Genomic DNA, 16,608 nt, shown 5'->3' on the forward strand with positions numbered 1-16,608 from the left:
TGTATTGAGTCACGCCGCCTGGCCGGCAGTGACCTGGTGAATAGGCATGAATGATCTACCGATCGAAGGTTTCACGACCATCAACGAAAGTGCGGCGATGGTCCTGCTGGTCGACGATCAGGCGATGATCGGCGAGGCGGTGCGCCGTGGGCTGGCCCACGAGGAGAACATCGACTTCCATTTCTGCGCCGATCCCCACCAGGCGGTGGCCCAGGCCATGCGGATCAAACCTACGGTGATCCTCCAGGACCTGATCATGCCGGGGCTGGACGGCCTGACGTTGGTGCGCGAATACCGCAACAACCCGGCCACCCAGGATATTCCGATCATCGTCCTGTCGACCAAGGAGGACCCGCTGGTCAAGAGCGCGGCCTTCGCCGCCGGGGCCAACGACTACCTGGTCAAGCTGCCGGACACCATCGAGCTGGTGGCGCGGATCCGCTACCACTCCCGCTCCTACCTGACCCTGCTGCAACGTGATGAAGCCTATCGCGCGCTGCGGGTCAGCCAGCAGCAGTTGCTCGACACCAACCTGATGCTGCAGCGGTTGATGAACTCCGATGGCCTCACCGGGCTGTCCAATCGGCGCCATTTCGACGAGTACCTGGAGCTTGAATGGCGACGGGCGATACGCGAGCAACAACAGTTGTCGCTGCTGATGATCGACGTCGACTACTTCAAGGCCTACAACGACAGCTTCGGCCATTTGGCCGGCGACGAGGCCCTGCGCCAGGTCGCCGAGGCCATCCGCGGTTCCTGCTCGCGTCCCACCGACTTGCCGGCGCGCTATGGGGGCGAGGAGTTCTCCTTGGTGCTGCCCAATACCTCGCCCGGCGGTGCGCGGCTGATCGCCGAGAAACTGCGCCAGACCGTCCTGGGTCTGAACATCCCCCATACCGCGCCCGAGGCAGACGCGCGCCTGACAGTGAGCATAGGCCTTGCGACCCTCACGCCCAGCGTTGGCAGCCACAGCCGGCAGCTGATCTCGGCTGCGGACAAGGGGCTGTATCTGGCCAAGAACAATGGTCGCAATCAGGTGGGCGTTGCCTGACGCTCTTAGGGTCTGCCGCCAGCGTCCACACCATTAGCGGCGGCCCTCGCGGTTACCGCCCGGCGGGTCTGCCGTCGGGGCGAGGACTGCGTTATACTCGCGGGCTTTTCACCGAATTCGCACGAGTAGCCCGCCCATGGAAATCCAACCGATCCTGAACACCATCAAGGACCTCACCGAACGCTCCCAGTCCATTCGGGGGTATCTTTGACTACGATCAAAAAGCTGATCGCCTGATCGAAGTCAATCGCGAACTGGAAGACCCTGCCGTCTGGAACAAGCCCGAGTACGCTCAGGGCTTGGGCCGTGAGCGCGCCATGCTGGCGCAGGTCGTCGAGACCCTGGACAAACTGTCCAATGGCCTGTCCGACTGCAAGGACCTGCTCGACATGGCCGTCGAGGAAAACGACGAAGGCGCCGTCAACGACGTTGTGACCGAGCTGCAAGGCCTGGAAGAAAACCTGGCCCAGCTTGAGTTCCGTCGTATGTTCAGCGGCGAGATGGACATGAACAACGCCTACCTGGACATCCAGGCCGGTTCCGGTGGCACCGAGGCGCAGGACTGGGCCAATATCCTGCTGCGCATGTACCTGCGCTGGGCCGACAAGCGTGGTTTCGATGCCACCATCATCGAGCTCTCCGAGGGTGAAGTCGCCGGCATCAAAGGCGCGACCGTACACATCAAGGGCGAATACGCGTTCGGCTGGCTGCGTACCGAGATCGGTGTGCACCGCCTGGTGCGCAAGAGCCCGTTCGACTCCGGAGCCCGTCGCCACACCTCGTTCTCGGCGGTGTTCGTCTCGCCCGAGATCGACGACAAGGTCGAGATCGAGATCAACCCGGCCGACCTTCGCATCGACACCTACCGCTCCTCCGGTGCAGGTGGTCAGCACGTGAACACCACCGATTCGGCGGTCCGTATCACCCACGTGCCGACCAACACCGTGGTGGCCTGCCAGAACGAACGTTCCCAGCACGCCAACAAGGACACCGCCATGAAGATGCTGCGGGCCAAGTTGTACGAGCTGGAAATGCAAAAGCGCAATGCCGCCTCGCAAGCTCTGGAAGACAGCAAGTCGGACATCGGCTGGGGTCACCAGATCCGCTCCTACGTGCTCGATGACTCGCGCATCAAGGACCTGCGTACCGGCGTCGAGCGCAGCGACTGCCAGAAGGTCCTGGACGGCGACCTCGACCAGTACCTGGAAGCGAGCCTCAAGCAGGGGCTGTAAACCGCACACGACCGCCGCGATACGAGGCCCGCCCCGTATCGCGTGCCCTGCCCGACAGGGGCAACGAACACCTGATGGAAACAATGACGACATGAGCGACCTCAAGACCGAATCGCAAGACCTGCAACAGGAAGAAAACGCCCTGATCGCACTGCGCAAGGAAAAACTTGCCGCCGAGCGTGCCAAGGGCAACGCCTTCCCCAACGACTTCCGTCGCGACAGCTATTGCAACGACCTGCAGAAGCAGTACGCGGACAAGACCAAGGAAGAGCTGGAAGCAGCCGCGATTCCGGTCAAGGTAGCCGGTCGCATCATGCTCAACCGTGGCTCGTTCATGGTCATCCAGGACATGACTGGTCGCATCCAGGTCTACGTCAACCGCAAGACCCTGCCCGAAGAGACCCTGGCCGCTGTCAAGACCTGGGACCTGGGCGACATCATCAGTGCCGAAGGCACCCTGGCCCGTTCGGGCAAGGGCGACCTGTACGTCGAGATGACCAACGTGCGCCTGCTGACCAAGTCGCTGCGCCCGCTGCCGGACAAGCACCACGGCCTGACCGACACCGAGCAGCGCTACCGCCAGCGCTATGTCGACCTGATGGTCAACGAGGAAACCCGCCACACCTTCCGTGTCCGTTCCCAGGTCATCTCGCACATCCGCAAGTTCCTGATCGAACGCGACTTCCTCGAAGTCGAGACTCCGATGCTGCAGACCATTCCAGGTGGCGCGGCGGCAAAGCCGTTCGAAACCCACCACAACGCCCTGGACATGGCCATGTTCCTGCGTATCGCGCCGGAGCTTTACCTCAAGCGGCTGGTTGTGGGTGGCTTCGAGAAAGTGTTCGAGATCAACCGCAACTTCCGTAACGAAGGCGTCTCGACCCGGCACAACCCCGAGTTCACCATGCTCGAGTTCTACCAGGCCTACGCCGACTATCGCGACAACATGGACCTCACCGAAGAGCTGTTCCGCGAGCTGGCGCAACTGGTTCTGGGCACCACCGATGTGCCGTACGGCGACAAGGTGTTCCACTTCGGCGAGCCGTTCGCCCGCCTGTCGGTGTTCGAGTCGATCCTCAAGTACAACCCTGAGCTCACCGCCGCCGACCTGCAGGACGTCGACCGCGCCCGTGAGATCGCCAAGAAGGCCGGCGCCAAGGTGCTCGGCCATGAAGGCCTGGGTAAGCTGCAGGTGATGATTTTCGAAGAGCTGGTCGAGCACAAGCTGGAGCAGCCGCATTTCATCACCGAGTACCCGTTCGAAGTGTCGCCGCTGGCCCGTCGCAACGACGAGAACCCTGCCGTCACCGATCGCTTCGAGCTGTTCATCGGTGGCCGCGAGATTGCCAACGCCTACTCCGAGCTCAATGACGCCGAAGACCAGGCTGAGCGTTTCCTGGCCCAGGTGGCCGAGAAGGACGCCGGTGACGACGAGGCCATGCACTACGATGCCGACTTCGTTCGCGCTCTGGAATACGGCATGCCACCTACCGCAGGTGAAGGCATCGGCATCGACCGCCTGGTCATGCTGCTGACCAATTCGCCGTCGATCCGTGATGTGATCCTGTTCCCGCACATGCGTCCACAGGCCTGAGCATCCTGAACAAGCCGCCTTTCGGGGCGGCTTTTTCATGCCTGCGGTTCGAAAGTGACTGATTGGTCACGGCGCAGGTGCCGAGTCGCTTTTGAAGCACCACCGAACCTATCAGGCGTGGCCTTGATCGTAATTGGGCCGCAACAAGCTACAACCGTCTTTACTCAAAGCAGAGGGGATCGACCCTCACCGAGATTCAACGAGGTATTCATCGTGACTCCCGCAATGGCCCAACAAGGCGCGGCAGGCGTGGCAAGCGCCGTCGCCGAAAGCGTGCAATACCAGGGGCGCAAGACAGCCCGCCAAGGCAGCGAGCAGCGCCGGCAGCAAATTCTCGACGCGGCAATGCGCATCATCGTGCGTGACGGCGTGCGCGGTGTACGTCACCGAGCGGTGGCCGCCGAGGCCGGCGTTCCGCTGTCGGCGACCACTTATTACTTCAAGGACATCGAAGACCTGCTGACCGACACCTTCGCTCAGTACGTCGAGCGCAGCGCCGCCTACATGGCCAAGCTCTGGGCCAGTTCCGAAGTGGTGCTGCGCCAGTTGCTCGCCCAGGGCGACGGCAGCCCCGAGGCCCGGGCACGCCTGGCGGACGAGGTGGCGCGCATGATGGCCGATTATGTCAGCCGTCAGTTGCACACTCGGCGTGACTTCATCATGGCCGAGCAAGCCTTCCGCCAGGAGGCCTTGCTGTGCCCGCGTCTGGCTGAACTGGTCAGCGCCCACGAGCAGATCCTCCTGCACGGCGCACGGCAAATGCTGCAGGTGGTGGGGTCGCGTCAGCCCGAGCAGGATGCTCAGATGTTGACGGCCATAATCGAGCAGATGGAATATCAGGGCCTGCTCAAGGATGCGAATGCGCAAGCCGATGGGCAGATGCTCGCTATCCTTACCCGATACCTGCACCTGGTGCTGGCATCGGCCTAGGCCACGACCGGCCCGAGGGGCGATCGATCTTTTCAAGGAGAACCTGATGAAAGCCTGGCGTCTGGTGTTGTTGACTTTGTCATTCCTGCTGCTCGGTGGATGTCTGGTGACCTTCCATGAGCCTCTGCCCAGCAACCAGGCAGCGCCCAAGGCTCTGCTTGGCAAGTGGAGCAGCAAGGACGCCTGGGGCGAGCCGCTCAAGCTCAGCATCAGCCGTGTGGGCGGGGATGCCTATAAAGCGGTGGCCACGGCCAAGGGCAAGGCGCCGGAAGAATATGTCTTTACCGTGTCCCAGCATGGCAATCGCTGGTATCTGTCGGCCGGTGTGCCCAAGCGCCTGGGCGGCAACTTCCTGATCGGCGGCTTCGAGGTCGTCGATGGCAAGGAGCTTGTGCTCTACAACCTCGATGTCGACCAAGTGCAGCAGGCGGTCAAGAAGAAGGAGTTGACCGGACGCAGCACCGAGGTGCCGGAGGACAACGGCGAAGGTGTGCTGATCGACAGCCCGTCGGCGCGGGTGCTGGCCTATCTGGACGATCCGGCCAACTCCGACCTGTTCGTCGAGGTGGCACGCTTCCAGCGAAGTGGCAAATAGCGCACTATCGCTGGCTTGGCTGGCCTCTTCGCGGGCGTTCACGCTGTACCTGTGGGAGCGGGTCTGCCCGCGAAGGGGCCGACCACGAGCTTGATTCAACAAGGAGTCCGGGGTGGACGAGTACCAGCAGACCATACGCGCGCTCTCCGACCGCATCGTCGCGGCGCAGACGCCCATCCGCGTGCTCGATGCGGTGAAGTGGGACGACAATATCCGCAACGGCTTTCTCAAGGCCAAGGGCAAGGAGCCCCCGGCCGTGGACCGTGCCTATTACCAGGGGCGACCGCTGTCGTTCGATTCCAACTCGGTGAAGGCCGAGTTCCAGAGCATCGAGCGTGACATCACTCGCCAGCTCGGTCAGTTCAACCCGGTCGGGCAGATCATGCGGCGCATGTGCAAGGAGTACCGCATGGTGGTGCGCATGCTCGAAGCCCGTGGCACCGAGGATTTCGGCCTGATTTCCCAGGAGCTGTATGGCGCGGCCTCCGACGCCTTCCATGCCGGCGACCCGACCCTGGCCGACCTGGGCCTGATGCTGTCCGATTATCTGAACAACATCGACGGCCGGGGCGACCTGAAGGACGAGCCGAAGAACCTTACCGCCAAGGAAGCCGTAGCGATCCTTCAGCGGCGCTTGAACAAGGTCTTCGGCGAGGCCGAGGAGACCATCCGCGTGTTCGAGTCCGACGGTATCGTGGCCGACGCTGCGGCCGGTGCCGATTACATCAAGGTGCGTGCCGACGCGATGTTCAACAGCCGAGACGTGCGCGCACTGGAGGTCCACGAAGGCCTGGTGCACGTGGGCACCACGCTCAATGGCCTCAACCAGCCGATCTGCACGTTCCTGGCGAAGGGGCCTCCCTCGTCGACCGTGACCCAGGAAGGGTTGGCCATTCTCATGGAGGTGATCGCTTTCGCCTCCTACCCCAGCCGCCTGCGCAAGCTCACCAACCGCACCCGGGCCATCCACATGGTGGAGGAGGGGGCGGACTTCTTGCAGGTCTACGAGTTCTTCCGCGGCCAGGGCTTCGAGATGGCCCAGAGCTACAGCAATGCCAGCCGGGTATTTCGCGGGTCGGTGCCCAACGGACTGCCATTTACCAAGGATTTGTCCTATCTCAAGGGTTTCATCATGGTTTACAACTACATTCAGTTGGCCGTGAAGAAAGGCAAGCTCGAGCAGATCCCGCTGTTGTTCTGCGGCAAGACCACCCTGGAAGACATGCGCACCTTGCGTCAGCTGGTCGAGGAGGGCCTGGTGGAGCCGCCCAAGTACCTGCCGGAACAGTTCCGCGACCTCAACGCCCTGTCTGCGTGGATGTGCTTCTCCAACTTCCTCAACCACCTGAGCCTGGATCGTATTGAAGCCGACTACGCGAACATTCTCTGAAGCCTGTCGCCGCCTCATCCTGGGCTTGCTCGTGCTGGGATTGTCGGGGTGTAGCAGCTTGTTGTTCTTCCCGGAGCCGGGCCTGCCGTTCACCCCGCAGAAGGCGAAGCTCGAATTTCGTGACGTGACCCTCATCGCCGCCGACGGTACGCGTCTACACGGCTGGTGGATGCCGGTCAAGCCAGGGGTCCAGGTCAAGGGCACGGTATTGCACCTGCATGGCAATGGCGGCAACCTGGCCTGGCATCTGGGCGGCAGCTATTGGCTTCCAGAGCAGGGCTACCAGGTGCTGATGATCGACTATCGCGGCTATGGCCTCTCCCAGGGCAAGCCGAGCCTGCCGGCGGTTTACCAAGACATCGAGGCGGCCATGGATTGGCTGGACAACGCCCCGCAGGTCCAAGGCAAGCCCTTGGTGCTGCTGGGCCAGAGCCTCGGCGGCGCCATGGCCATTCACTACCTGGCGGCCCATCCTGAGCAACGTCAACGCTTCAGTGCGCTGGTATTCGACGGTGTACCCGCCAGCTATCGGGAAGTGGGGCGCTTTGCCCTGAGTACGTCATGGCTGACCTGGCCGTTGCAGGTGCCATTGTCCTGGCTGGTGCCGGACGGCGACAGCGCGATCCGCTCGATCGAGCGCCTGGACACCCCGCCCAAGCTGTTTTTCCACAGCATCGACGACGACCTGGTGCCCATGGACAGCGGCATCCGTCTGTACCAGCACGCCCCGCCACCTCGGGTGCTGCAACTGACCCGAGGCGGGCATGTGCAGACCTTCGCCGACCCGACGTGGCGCCAGGTGATGCTGCGCTTCCTCGACGACCCCAGCCATTTCGATGGCCTTCGGCGCCTAGCCGAAGTGCCCAACTACCCTGATGAGAAGAACGCGCAATGAGTGAAGAACGCAACGCCATCCCGATGATCCTGACCGCCGTGGGTACCATCATCGTGACGGTAGGGACCCTGTGGTATTACGGTTACTTGCATTTCGCCAAGCCCGAGGACGCCCTGTTGCTGCAGGACTACACCATGCTCAAGACCCTCCCCGGCGAGGACTACAAAGTCTCCCTCGACCCGGCGCCCCAGGTGGCGCAGTGCGTCGATGGCGTGCTGGTGCTGTTCGACACCCAGCAGAAGGGCCTGACTGGCGTGCTGGTGGACAACCGCAAGCGTGCCATTCGCTGTATGGGGCAGGAGACCCCGCAACAGCTGCAATGACCTGCATTCTGGATGCCTTCGCGGCGAAAGCCGCGAAGAGCCAGGACAGACAAAGAAAAGCCCCGCGACGATCGCGGGGCTTTCTTGTTTCATTGTGCCAGCCTTACTGTTGGATCTGGCTTACCGAACGCGGCTGCACCGGCTGGTTGTCATTGGAGATGGTCACCTCCACCCGACGGTTCTGGGCGCGGCCAGTGTTGCTGCCATTGTCGGCGACCGGGTACTCCTTGCCGTAACCCTGGGCGACGATGCGTGCCGGGTCGACACCTGCGCGTACCAGGGCCATGCGCACGCTGTTGGCGCGTCGTTCCGACAGGCCTTGGTTGTAGCTCGCCGAGCCGACGCTGTCGGTGTATCCCTCGACGATGACCTTGCGCTCAGGGTTTTCCTGGAGGAACTGGGCCAGCTTGGTGATGTTGGGGTAGGCGCTGCTCTTGAGCTCGGCCTTGTTGAAGTCGAACAGTACATCCCCGAAGGTCACCAGGGTGCCTCGATCAGTCTGCTTGGCGTTGAGGCTTTCCTGCAGCTTGCGGATCTGTGCGTCACGGGCGTCCAGGCGGGCCTGAGCGCGTTGTGCGGAGGCGTTCTTCAACTCGTTTTCAGCCGAGCGCAGGGCGATGGTCTGCTTGGCCACTTCCACGCGCTGGTTGGTCAGGTAGGCCAACTGGTCGACTGTCTTGTCGTCCTCTCGCTCCATGAATGCCTTGTCGGCTTTGTTCAGCCAGTCCTGGGCGTCCTTGGTCTCGAGGGCCGCCAGCTTGCTGGCCTGCGGATCGCTTTGCAGGCTGGAGAAGTTGGTGCGGGCGGACTCGAGATTGGGGTTCGGATCATGGGCGCAGGCAGCAAGGCCTACGCACAGGGCCAGCAGGGTGGGGATCATGAGGTAATTGCGCATAGTGTTCATCCTTTGATCAATGACGAAGGCTCAAACGGGGCAGGGCAGCGCTCATTCGGCGCTGCGCAGGCCTTCCTCGCGAAGGTCCTGGACACCTTCACGGCTGTCCTGCAGGGCCTTCTGCGCCTTGGCGGCCTGAGCCTTGCGCTCGGCCACGCGTGCATCCCACTCGGCTTGTTCAGCCAAGCGCTTGGCTTCGTCGTACTGCTTGTCATGCATGGCGATCTCGGCCTGCTTGAACTTGTCCTGGGCAGCCTTCATTTCCACGGCGGCAAACTCGGTGCCACCGGCGCTGACCGCGGAATTGACCGCGGACTGGGTGACGGCGTATTGCTCGGAGGGCGGTTTTCCGGCACAACCGGCCAGCAGCAGGCTGCCGCCCAGCGCCAGCGCGGCGAGCTTGAGCCCGCGCAGCGGCGTGGAGGAGGGGTGAGGTGTGCGGGTCTTCATGATGGTCAGCTCCATGGGATCACTCCTGTTTACGACGGTATCCTTAGCAGTCCATCGCTTTTTCCCTGTCATCTGCGCGCATTTCGGCCGAACTGTGCACAACGGCGTGTGTGCAGGGTTTTAGCGTGATGGCTACAGGCTGTGACTTGGGCTTTTTTCCGATAGTTCAGAAAAAAATGCCGAGCCTGTGCAGACGTGCAGGGGCCGTGGAAGGGGATCGGTGGCAAATCAAGACTGTGCGACAAGGCGAACGGGGCGAGGCGGGGCAGCAGTCCCGTGCCCCGCCAACGCGGGGGCAAGTGTCAACTCGAATGACTTTTCGACAGTGCCTGTTCGGCCTGCACGTAGGCGGGTGTCTTGCCGATGTCGGCGTAGATCTCCTCGCCCTCCTCGACACGGATCACCTGCGAGCCTTTGACGTAGGGGATGGCCTTTTCCGCCTCCTTGATGGCGGATTGCAACAGGCTCTCCGTGACGAAGGCCTCGTCCAGCCCGTAGGCCTGCGCGAATGCCTTGATCTTGACCAAGTCCTGCTTGTGCAGGGTAAGGGTGTATTCGACGCGTTCGCAGTTCTCGCGGGCCTTGGATTCCCAACTGTCCAGCATGTGCCTGAAGGTGTCCATGGAAAACTCCTCGCTCGAAACCTGAAGTGGGCATGACTTCGGATGCCTTGCATTCACTTTAGTTGCTCGGTGCCGAACCGGCTTGCCAGTACGGCCTTGCCATGGGCACTCTTGGGCAATGTTCCTGAGCGGATGCGCGGTGAGCCGCGCCGGAGAGAAGGCCAATGACCGATATCGATGTACGCTTGCGTGAGGATGTCCATCTGTTGGGTGAACTGCTGGGCGAGACCATTCGCCAGCAGCATGGCGAGGCGTTCCTGCAGAAGATCGAAGACATCCGCCACAGTGCCAAGGCCGACCGCCGTGGCGCTGCAGAGCAACTGAGTTCGACCTTGGGCGATCTGGCCGACGACGACCTGCTACCGGTGGCTCGGGCGTTCAACCAGTTTCTCAACCTGGCGAACATCGCCGAACAGTACCAGTTGATCCGCCGTCGCGATGTTGGCCAACCCGAGCCTTTCGAAGCGCGCGTGCTGCCGGAATTACTGACCCGGCTGAAGCAGGCCGGTCATTCGGACGATGCCCTCGCCAGGCAGTTGGCCAAGCTGGACATCCAGCTGGTGCTCACCGCCCACCCCACCGAAGTGGCCCGCCGTACACTGATCCAGAAATACGATGCCATCGCCGGCCAGTTGGCTGCGCAGGATCACCGTGACCTGACACCTGCTGAGCGCCAACAGGTGCGTGAGCGCTTACGGCGTCTGATCGCCGAGGCCTGGCACACCGAGGAAATCCGGCGCACCCGGCCGACGCCGGTGGACGAGGCCAAGTGGGGCTTCGCGGTGATCGAGCATTCCTTGTGGCAGGCGATCCCTAACCACCTGCGCAAGGTAGATCACGCGTTATTCGAAGCGACCGGTCTGCGCTTGCCGCTGGAATCCGCGCCGATCCGTTTCGCCTCCTGGATGGGCGGCGATCGCGATGGCAACCCCAATGTCACCGCGGTGGTGACCCGCGAAGTGCTGCTGCTGGCCCGCTGGATGGCGGCTGACCTATTCCTGCGTGACATCGACTACCTGGCTGCCGAGCTGTCGATGCAGCAGGCCAACAATGCCCTGCGCGAGCGCGTGGGTGACAGTGCCGAGCCTTATCGCGCCTTGCTCAAGCAAGTGCGCGAACGCCTGCGCGCCACCCGTGCCTGGGCCCACGCGGCGCTGAGCAGCGCCCAGGCACCTGGGGCCGATGTGCTGACCAGCAACCGCGAGCTGATCGAGCCGCTTGAGCTGTGCTATCAGTCCCTGCATGAATGCGGCATGGGTGTCATCGCTGACGGCCCGCTGCTCGACACCTTGCGCCGGGCCGTGACCTTCGGCTTGTTCCTGGTGCGCCTGGACGTGCGTCAGGATGCCGCCCGGCACCGCGACGCGCTGACCGAAATCACCGACTACCTGGGCCTGGGGCGCTATGCCGACTGGGACGAGGAACAGCGCATCGCGTTCCTTCAGGCGGAACTGAAAAACCGCCGGCCGTTGTTGCCTGCGCACTTCAAGCCCGACGCCGAGACTGCCGAAGTGCTTGCCACCTGCCGCGAGATTGCCGCCGCGCCGGCGGCTTCGCTGGGGTCCTATGTCATCTCCATGGCCGGGGCCGCATCCGATGTGCTGGCTGTGCAATTGCTGCTCAAGGAGGCCGGCCTGACCCGGCCCATGCGCGTGGTGCCGCTGTTCGAGACCCTCGCCGACCTGGACAACGCCGGGCCGGTGATGGCGCGCCTGCTGGGCCTGCCGGGCTATCGTGCCAGCTTGCATGGACCGCAGGAGGTGATGATCGGGTATTCCGACTCCGCCAAGGACGCAGGTACCACAGCGGCGGCCTGGGCCCAGTACCGGGCTCAGGAAAACCTCGTGCGCATCTGTCGAGAGCATCAGGTCGAGCTGCTGTTGTTCCATGGCCGTGGTGGCACTGTCGGCCGAGGCGGCGGGCCAGCCCACGCGGCGATCCTGTCGCAGCCACCCGGCTCGGTGGGCGGGCGGTTCCGCACCACCGAGCAGGGCGAAATGATCCGCTTCAAGTTCGGCCTGCCCGGCATCGCCGAGCAGAACCTCAACCTATATTTGGCCGCCGTGCTCGAGGCGACCCTGTTGCCGCCGCCACCCCCGCAGCCCGCCTGGCGCGAGCTGATGGACCAGCTTGCTGCCGACGGCGTCAAGGCGTATCGCGCCGTGGTGCGGGAAAACCCCGACTTCGTCGAGTACTTCCGCCAGTCCACGCCGGAGCAGGAGCTCGGACGCCTGCCGCTGGGCAGCCGTCCGGCCAAGCGCCGTGCCGGCGGCATCGAGAGCCTGCGTGCTATTCCGTGGATCTTCGGCTGGACCCAGACGCGCCTGATGCTGCCGGCCTGGCTGGGCTGGGAGACGGCCCTGAGCAATGCCCTGGCGCGTGGGCAGGGCGAGCTGTTGGGACAGATGCGTGAACAGTGGCCGTTCTTCCGCACCCGAATCGACATGCTGGAGATGGTGCTGGCGAAAGCCGATGCCGAGATTGCCAAGGCCTACGACGAACGTCTGGTGCAACCGCACTTGCTTTCCCTGGGGGCACATCTGCGCGACCTATTGTCGCAGTCGTGCCAGGTGGTGCTGGGGTTGACCGGGCAATCGGTGCTACTGGCTCACAGCCCCGAGACCCTGGAGTTCATCAGCCTGCGCAATACCTATCTGGACCCGCTGCATCGCCTGCAGGCCGAATTGCTGGCGCGCTCTCGGAGCCGGGAAGCCGCTCTGGACAGCCCATTGGAGCAGGCCCTGCTGGTCACGGTGGCGGGTATCGCCGCTGGTCTTCGCAATACCGGTTGAGGCGTTCGGCGGCTGACCTTGGCTGGGGGCCGCAGGCCCCTCGGCCGAGGTTGTGCTGGCAGGTTGCGCCGGGCGCAACCGCGCTGTGAAACGGGCCCAAGTGGCGATTTCCTGCAACTTTGGGACGCTTGTCTGGTTGCTGGGCGCTGTGTATCTTGAGCAGCCTTTTGACCGATTTTCGGTCTCACCCGATTTTTCGGACTTGGCCTTCTGCGCCGAATCCGTTGATTTACATAGAAAAATATGAGGAGCACAAGATGCGCGTAATTCTGCTGGGAGCTCCCGGGGCCGGTAAAGGTACTCAGGCAAAGTTCATCACCGAGAAGTTCGGTATTCCACAGATCTCCACCGGTGACATGCTGCGTGCCGCCGTCAAGGCCGGCACCCCGCTGGGCCTTGAACTCAAGAAAGTCATGGATGCCGGCCAGCTGGTTTCCGACGAGCTGATCATCAGCCTGGTCAAGGAGCGCATCGCCCAGCCGGATTGCGCCAAGGGCTGCCTGTTCGATGGCTTCCCGCGCACCATTCCCCAGGCCGAGGCCATGGTCGCCGCAGGTGTCGACATCGACGCCGTGATCGAAATCGCCGTTGACGACGAAGAGATTGTCGGCCGCATGGCCGGCCGCCGTGTGCACCTGGCTTCGGGCCGTACCTACCACATTCAGCACAACCCGCCGAAAGTGGAAGGCAAGGACGATGTCACCGGCGAAGACTTGATCCAGCGCGACGACGACAAGGAAGAGACCGTGCGTCACCGCCTGTCGGTATACCACAGCCAGACCAAGCCGCTGGTTGACTTCTACCAGAAACTCTCGGCCGCCAACAACGGCAAGCCGAAGTACAGCCACATCGAAGGTGTCGGCTCGGTCGAGGCGATCACTGCCAAGGTGCTGGCAGCCCTGAGCTGATCCATCTCCGTGCGTCACGACGGCCCGCTTGCGGGCCGTTGTCGTTTATACTGCCGCTCTTTTCCCCGTTGCCTGGATACCTCGTTCGATGACCACCCTGCTGGCCCTGGATACCGCTACCGAAGCCTGTTCCGTCGCTCTGCTGCATGACGGCAAGGTGACCAGCCATTACGAGGTGATCCCGCGCATGCACGCGCAAAAGCTGCTGCCGATGATCAAGCAGTTGCTGGCCGAGTCAGGCGTGGCGCTCAGCGACGTGGATGCCATTGCTTTCGGTCGTGGCCCCGGGGCGTTCACCGGGGTGCGGATCGCCATCGGTGTGGTCCAGGGCCTGGCCTTCGCTCTCGAGCGCCCGGTGCTGCCGGTCTCCAACCTGGCGGCGCTGGCCCAGGGTGCGCTGCGTGAGCGCGGGGTGCAGCAGGTCGCCGCCGCCATTGATGCCCGTATGGACGAGGTGTACTGGGGCTGCTATCAAGCCCATGACGGCGAGATGCGCCTGGTAGGGCGCGAGGCGGTGTTGCCGCCAGAACGTGTGCAGCTACCGGAGGCCTGCATCGGCGAGTGGTTCGGCGCCGGCACCGGATGGGGTTATGGCGAACGGCTGGCCGTGCCGGTGAGCGCAAGCGATGCCAGTTCGCTGCCCAACGCCCTGGACATCCTCGAGCTGGCCCGCTTCGCTTGGGCACGCGGCGAGGCCATCCCGGCCGAGCAGGCGCAACCTGTGTACCTGCGCGACAACGTAGCGACACCCAAGGCGCGCTGAGCCTCTCGTCAGTCGGCGCAGCGACGTCGCAACCTTTTGTGCGAACTGTGGTCCAGTTATCAATTGGGCATTAGCGAGGGATCTCTGATGCTGCTAAATTGCCATCATTGATCCTGAGTGCCTTGTCCATGCGTATCGATGGTTTCTCCTCCCAGTCCTATCCGATCAAGCGCACCCCGCGCAAGGCACCGGTGCGCGACGAGACCATCGACGATGCCGAACTGGTCGAGGACGTCGAAGCCCCTCAGGAGCCCCGCACCAACCGCCGTTCCGGTGGTCTGCCAGCCCGCCAGCAAGACATGATCTTTCCTCGTGCCCGTGATCGACGCACCGCTACCGCTCTGGCCAGCTACCTGGCCACCGCCGGTTTCACCGACTGGGAGATGGAAGTGCTGGGGTTGGACCTGTACATTTGATGGATGAATCCATCGCCCCTGCCTTACTTTCTCGGTTGTCCGTCCTGGAGCGAAAACGCCTGGCGCGACTACCTCTATCCCGCCGACGCCCGTCCTGCTGAATTTCTCGGCCTGTACAGCCGGGTGTTCAATGCCGTCGAAGGCAACACCACCTTCTATGCTCGTCCCGCGCCTGCCACGGTGGAGCGTTGGGCGCAGGTCATGCCCACGCATTTTCGCTTCACCGCCAAGTTTCCGGGTGATGTGACCCATGAGGGTGACCTGCGTGAGCATCTGGAGTCCGCGCTTGCATTCACCCGGCTGATGGCGCCGTTGGGCGAGCGGGTTTCGCCGTACTGGTTGCAGCTATCGGCCCAGTTCGGCCCTTCGCGGCTTGGCGAGCTGTGTCATTTTCTCGACCTAATCGGCGTGCCGGTGGCGGTCGAGGTGCGCAACGAGGCGTTTTTCGCCCGGGGCGAAGAGGAGCGCCAGCTCAACCGGCTGTTGCACGAGCGGGGTGTCGAGCGCATCTGCCTGGACCCACGGGCGCTGTTCAGTTGCACCTCGCGCGAGCCGGGTGTATTGCATGCACAGTCCAAGAAACCACGGGTCCCGCCACGTCCGGCTGCATTCAGCCAGCACCCTCAGGTGCGATTCATCGGGCATCCGGTGCTGGAGGCCAACGAGAGCTTTCTCACGCCCTGGGTGGAAAAGGTTGGCGCCTGGATCGAAGAAGGACGCAGTCCCTATGTCTTTTTGCATACCGCCGACAACCTGCAGGCCGCAGCCCTGGCCCTGCGTTTTCATGAGCGTCTGATGGCGCGTTTGCCGGGTCTTGACCCTTTGCCGGAATTGCCGCGTGCGCCCGAGGTCGAACAACTGGGACTACTCTGACGACTCCTGACTATCTGCCGAGGTTGAGACCATGGATGTGCAAACCCTGCGAGCCGAAGCCTTCAAGGCCATGCATGAGCGTGAGGGCGCTTTCGTCATTCCCAACCCCTGGGACGCAGGTTCTGCCCGCCTGCTGGCAAGCCTCGGCTTCGAGGCCCTGGCCACCACCAGTGCAGGTTTGGCGTTCAGCCTGGGGCGGCCGGATGCCGAAGGCGCCTTGAGTCTGGAGGAAACCCTGAGTAACGCCCGGTCGATCGTCGATGCGACTCCGTTACCTGTGGCCGCCGATCTGGAGAACGGCTTCGGTGACCTGCCACAGGATTGTGCCGAGACGATCCGGCGCGCGGCCCAGGTAGGGCTGGTGGGCGGCTCGATCGAAGACGCCAGCGGTCGCTGCGACGACCCCATCTACGACTTCGGCTTGTCGGTGGAGCGGGTGCGCGCCGCCGTGCAGGCTGCTCGTGCGCTGCCGTTTCCCTTCACCCTCTGCGCCCGCGCGGAGAACCTGCTGCACGGGCGCCTGGACCTGGATGACACCATCCGGCGCCTGCAAGCCTATGCCGAGGCGGGTGCCGATGTGCTTTATGCCCCAGGCCTGCGCGACGTCGAAGAAATCCGCGCCGTGGTGCAGGCGGTCGCGCCCAAGCCTGTCAACGTGCTGATGGGGCTGGCTGGTGTGCCGCTTAGCGTGAATCAGTTGCAGGACCTGGGGGTGAAGCGCATCAGCGTAGGCTCCTCGCTCGCACGCGCCGCGCTGGGAGCGTTGCAGCGGGCGGCGCTGGAGATCCGTGATCAGGGCTCGTTCGGCTACAGCGCGCAGGCCCTGCCGTTTGCCGAGCTCAACGACCTGTTCCGTCGCTGAGGCGCCCGTGCGTGTT

Annotated in this window: 17 protein-coding genes; 14 read left to right on the forward strand and 3 right to left on the reverse strand. The window is 63.3% G+C overall.

Annotation, left to right across the window (positions count from 1 at the left end):
* The first annotated feature begins 46 nt into the window (after positions 1-46).
* The 8 genes from DQ397_RS20190 (at position 47) to DQ397_RS20225 (ending at position 8,010) form a co-directional block, all read left to right on the forward strand.
* The gene (locus tag DQ397_RS20190; protein WP_043213758.1) at positions 47-1,051 is read left to right on the forward strand and encodes a PleD family two-component system response regulator; all 1,005 of its coding nucleotides are present in this window, start codon (positions 47-49) and stop codon (positions 1,049-1,051) included.
* A 136-nt stretch (positions 1,052-1,187) separates the two neighbouring features.
* Positions 1,188-2,283 (forward strand): peptide chain release factor 2 gene (prfB, locus tag DQ397_RS20195; protein WP_102082206.1). Its coding sequence is split into 2 segments (ribosomal slippage): positions 1,188-1,259 and positions 1,261-2,283, totalling 1,095 coding nucleotides; the frame shifts between segments, so codons are not numbered across the junction.
* Positions 2,284-2,374: 91 nt separating this feature from the next.
* Entirely contained in the window at positions 2,375-3,877 is a 1,503-nt protein-coding gene (lysS, locus tag DQ397_RS20200) for a lysine--tRNA ligase (RefSeq protein WP_043213762.1), read from the forward strand.
* Positions 3,878-4,102: 225 nt separating this feature from the next.
* Positions 4,103-4,807, forward strand: a complete 705-nt coding sequence (locus DQ397_RS20205; protein ID WP_043213763.1) for a TetR/AcrR family transcriptional regulator — start codon at positions 4,103-4,105, stop codon at positions 4,805-4,807.
* Between the two features lie 46 nt (positions 4,808-4,853).
* Positions 4,854-5,402 carry a hypothetical protein gene (locus tag DQ397_RS20210; protein WP_043213765.1) on the forward strand — a complete coding sequence of 183 codons (549 nt, stop codon included), beginning with the start codon at positions 4,854-4,856 and terminating at the stop codon, positions 5,400-5,402.
* A gap of 112 nt (positions 5,403-5,514) precedes the next feature.
* Positions 5,515-6,792: a flavohemoglobin expression-modulating QEGLA motif protein gene (locus DQ397_RS20215; RefSeq protein WP_043213767.1), complete on the forward strand. Its 1,278-nt coding sequence runs from the start codon at positions 5,515-5,517 to the stop codon at positions 6,790-6,792.
* Positions 6,764-7,687 (forward strand): alpha/beta hydrolase, encoded by a 924-nt coding sequence (locus tag DQ397_RS20220; RefSeq protein WP_043213769.1) that lies wholly within the window; start codon positions 6,764-6,766, stop codon positions 7,685-7,687. Before DQ397_RS20215 ends, DQ397_RS20220 begins: the two co-directional genes overlap by 29 nt.
* Entirely contained in the window at positions 7,684-8,010 is a 327-nt protein-coding gene (locus tag DQ397_RS20225; RefSeq protein WP_043213771.1) for a hypothetical protein, read from the forward strand. The genes DQ397_RS20220 and DQ397_RS20225 overlap by 4 nt, the downstream gene beginning before the upstream one ends.
* Positions 8,011-8,113: 103 nt before the next feature.
* On the opposite strand, the gene DQ397_RS20230 is transcribed toward DQ397_RS20225, so the two are convergent.
* The 3 genes from DQ397_RS20230 to DQ397_RS20240 form a co-directional block, all read right to left on the reverse strand.
* Complete coding sequence (locus tag DQ397_RS20230) at positions 8,114-8,905, reverse strand: OmpA family protein (RefSeq protein WP_043213773.1); 792 nt, start codon at positions 8,903-8,905, stop codon at positions 8,114-8,116.
* A 51-nt stretch (positions 8,906-8,956) separates the two neighbouring features.
* Positions 8,957-9,370 carry a DUF4398 domain-containing protein gene (locus tag DQ397_RS20235; protein ID WP_043213775.1) on the reverse strand — a complete coding sequence of 138 codons (414 nt, stop codon included), beginning with the start codon at positions 9,368-9,370 and terminating at the stop codon, positions 8,957-8,959.
* 287 nt (positions 9,371-9,657) lie between these two features.
* The gene (locus tag DQ397_RS20240) at positions 9,658-9,978 is read right to left on the reverse strand and encodes a hypothetical protein (protein WP_043213777.1); all 321 of its coding nucleotides are present in this window, start codon (positions 9,976-9,978) and stop codon (positions 9,658-9,660) included.
* A gap of 164 nt (positions 9,979-10,142) precedes the next feature.
* Here DQ397_RS20240 and ppc point away from each other — a divergent pair, with 164 nt between their 5' ends.
* From ppc to DQ397_RS20270, 6 genes are all read left to right on the forward strand, one after another.
* Positions 10,143-12,770: a phosphoenolpyruvate carboxylase gene (ppc, locus tag DQ397_RS20245; protein WP_043213780.1), complete on the forward strand. Its 2,628-nt coding sequence runs from the start codon at positions 10,143-10,145 to the stop codon at positions 12,768-12,770.
* A gap of 257 nt (positions 12,771-13,027) precedes the next feature.
* The gene (gene adk / locus DQ397_RS20250) at positions 13,028-13,678 is read left to right on the forward strand and encodes an adenylate kinase (protein WP_043213782.1); all 651 of its coding nucleotides are present in this window, start codon (positions 13,028-13,030) and stop codon (positions 13,676-13,678) included.
* Positions 13,679-13,766: 88 nt separating this feature from the next.
* On the forward strand, positions 13,767-14,441 hold the full coding sequence (gene tsaB, locus DQ397_RS20255) for a tRNA (adenosine(37)-N6)-threonylcarbamoyltransferase complex dimerization subunit type 1 TsaB (RefSeq protein ID WP_043213784.1): 675 nt from the start codon (positions 13,767-13,769) through the stop codon (positions 14,439-14,441).
* Positions 14,442-14,569: 128 nt separating this feature from the next.
* Positions 14,570-14,857 (forward strand): hypothetical protein, encoded by a 288-nt coding sequence (locus DQ397_RS20260; RefSeq protein ID WP_043213786.1) that lies wholly within the window; start codon positions 14,570-14,572, stop codon positions 14,855-14,857.
* 3 nt (positions 14,858-14,860) lie between these two features.
* Positions 14,861-15,730 (forward strand): DUF72 domain-containing protein, encoded by an 870-nt coding sequence (locus tag DQ397_RS20265; RefSeq protein ID WP_043213788.1) that lies wholly within the window; start codon positions 14,861-14,863, stop codon positions 15,728-15,730.
* A gap of 31 nt (positions 15,731-15,761) precedes the next feature.
* Positions 15,762-16,592, forward strand: a complete 831-nt coding sequence (locus DQ397_RS20270; protein ID WP_043213791.1) for an oxaloacetate decarboxylase — start codon at positions 15,762-15,764, stop codon at positions 16,590-16,592.
* Positions 16,593-16,608 lie beyond the last annotated feature (16 nt).

The sequence above is a fragment of the Pseudomonas sp. CK-NBRI-02 genome (assembly GCF_008124495.1).
GTDB classification, from domain to species: Bacteria; Pseudomonadota; Gammaproteobacteria; order Pseudomonadales; family Pseudomonadaceae; genus Aquipseudomonas; species Aquipseudomonas guariconensis.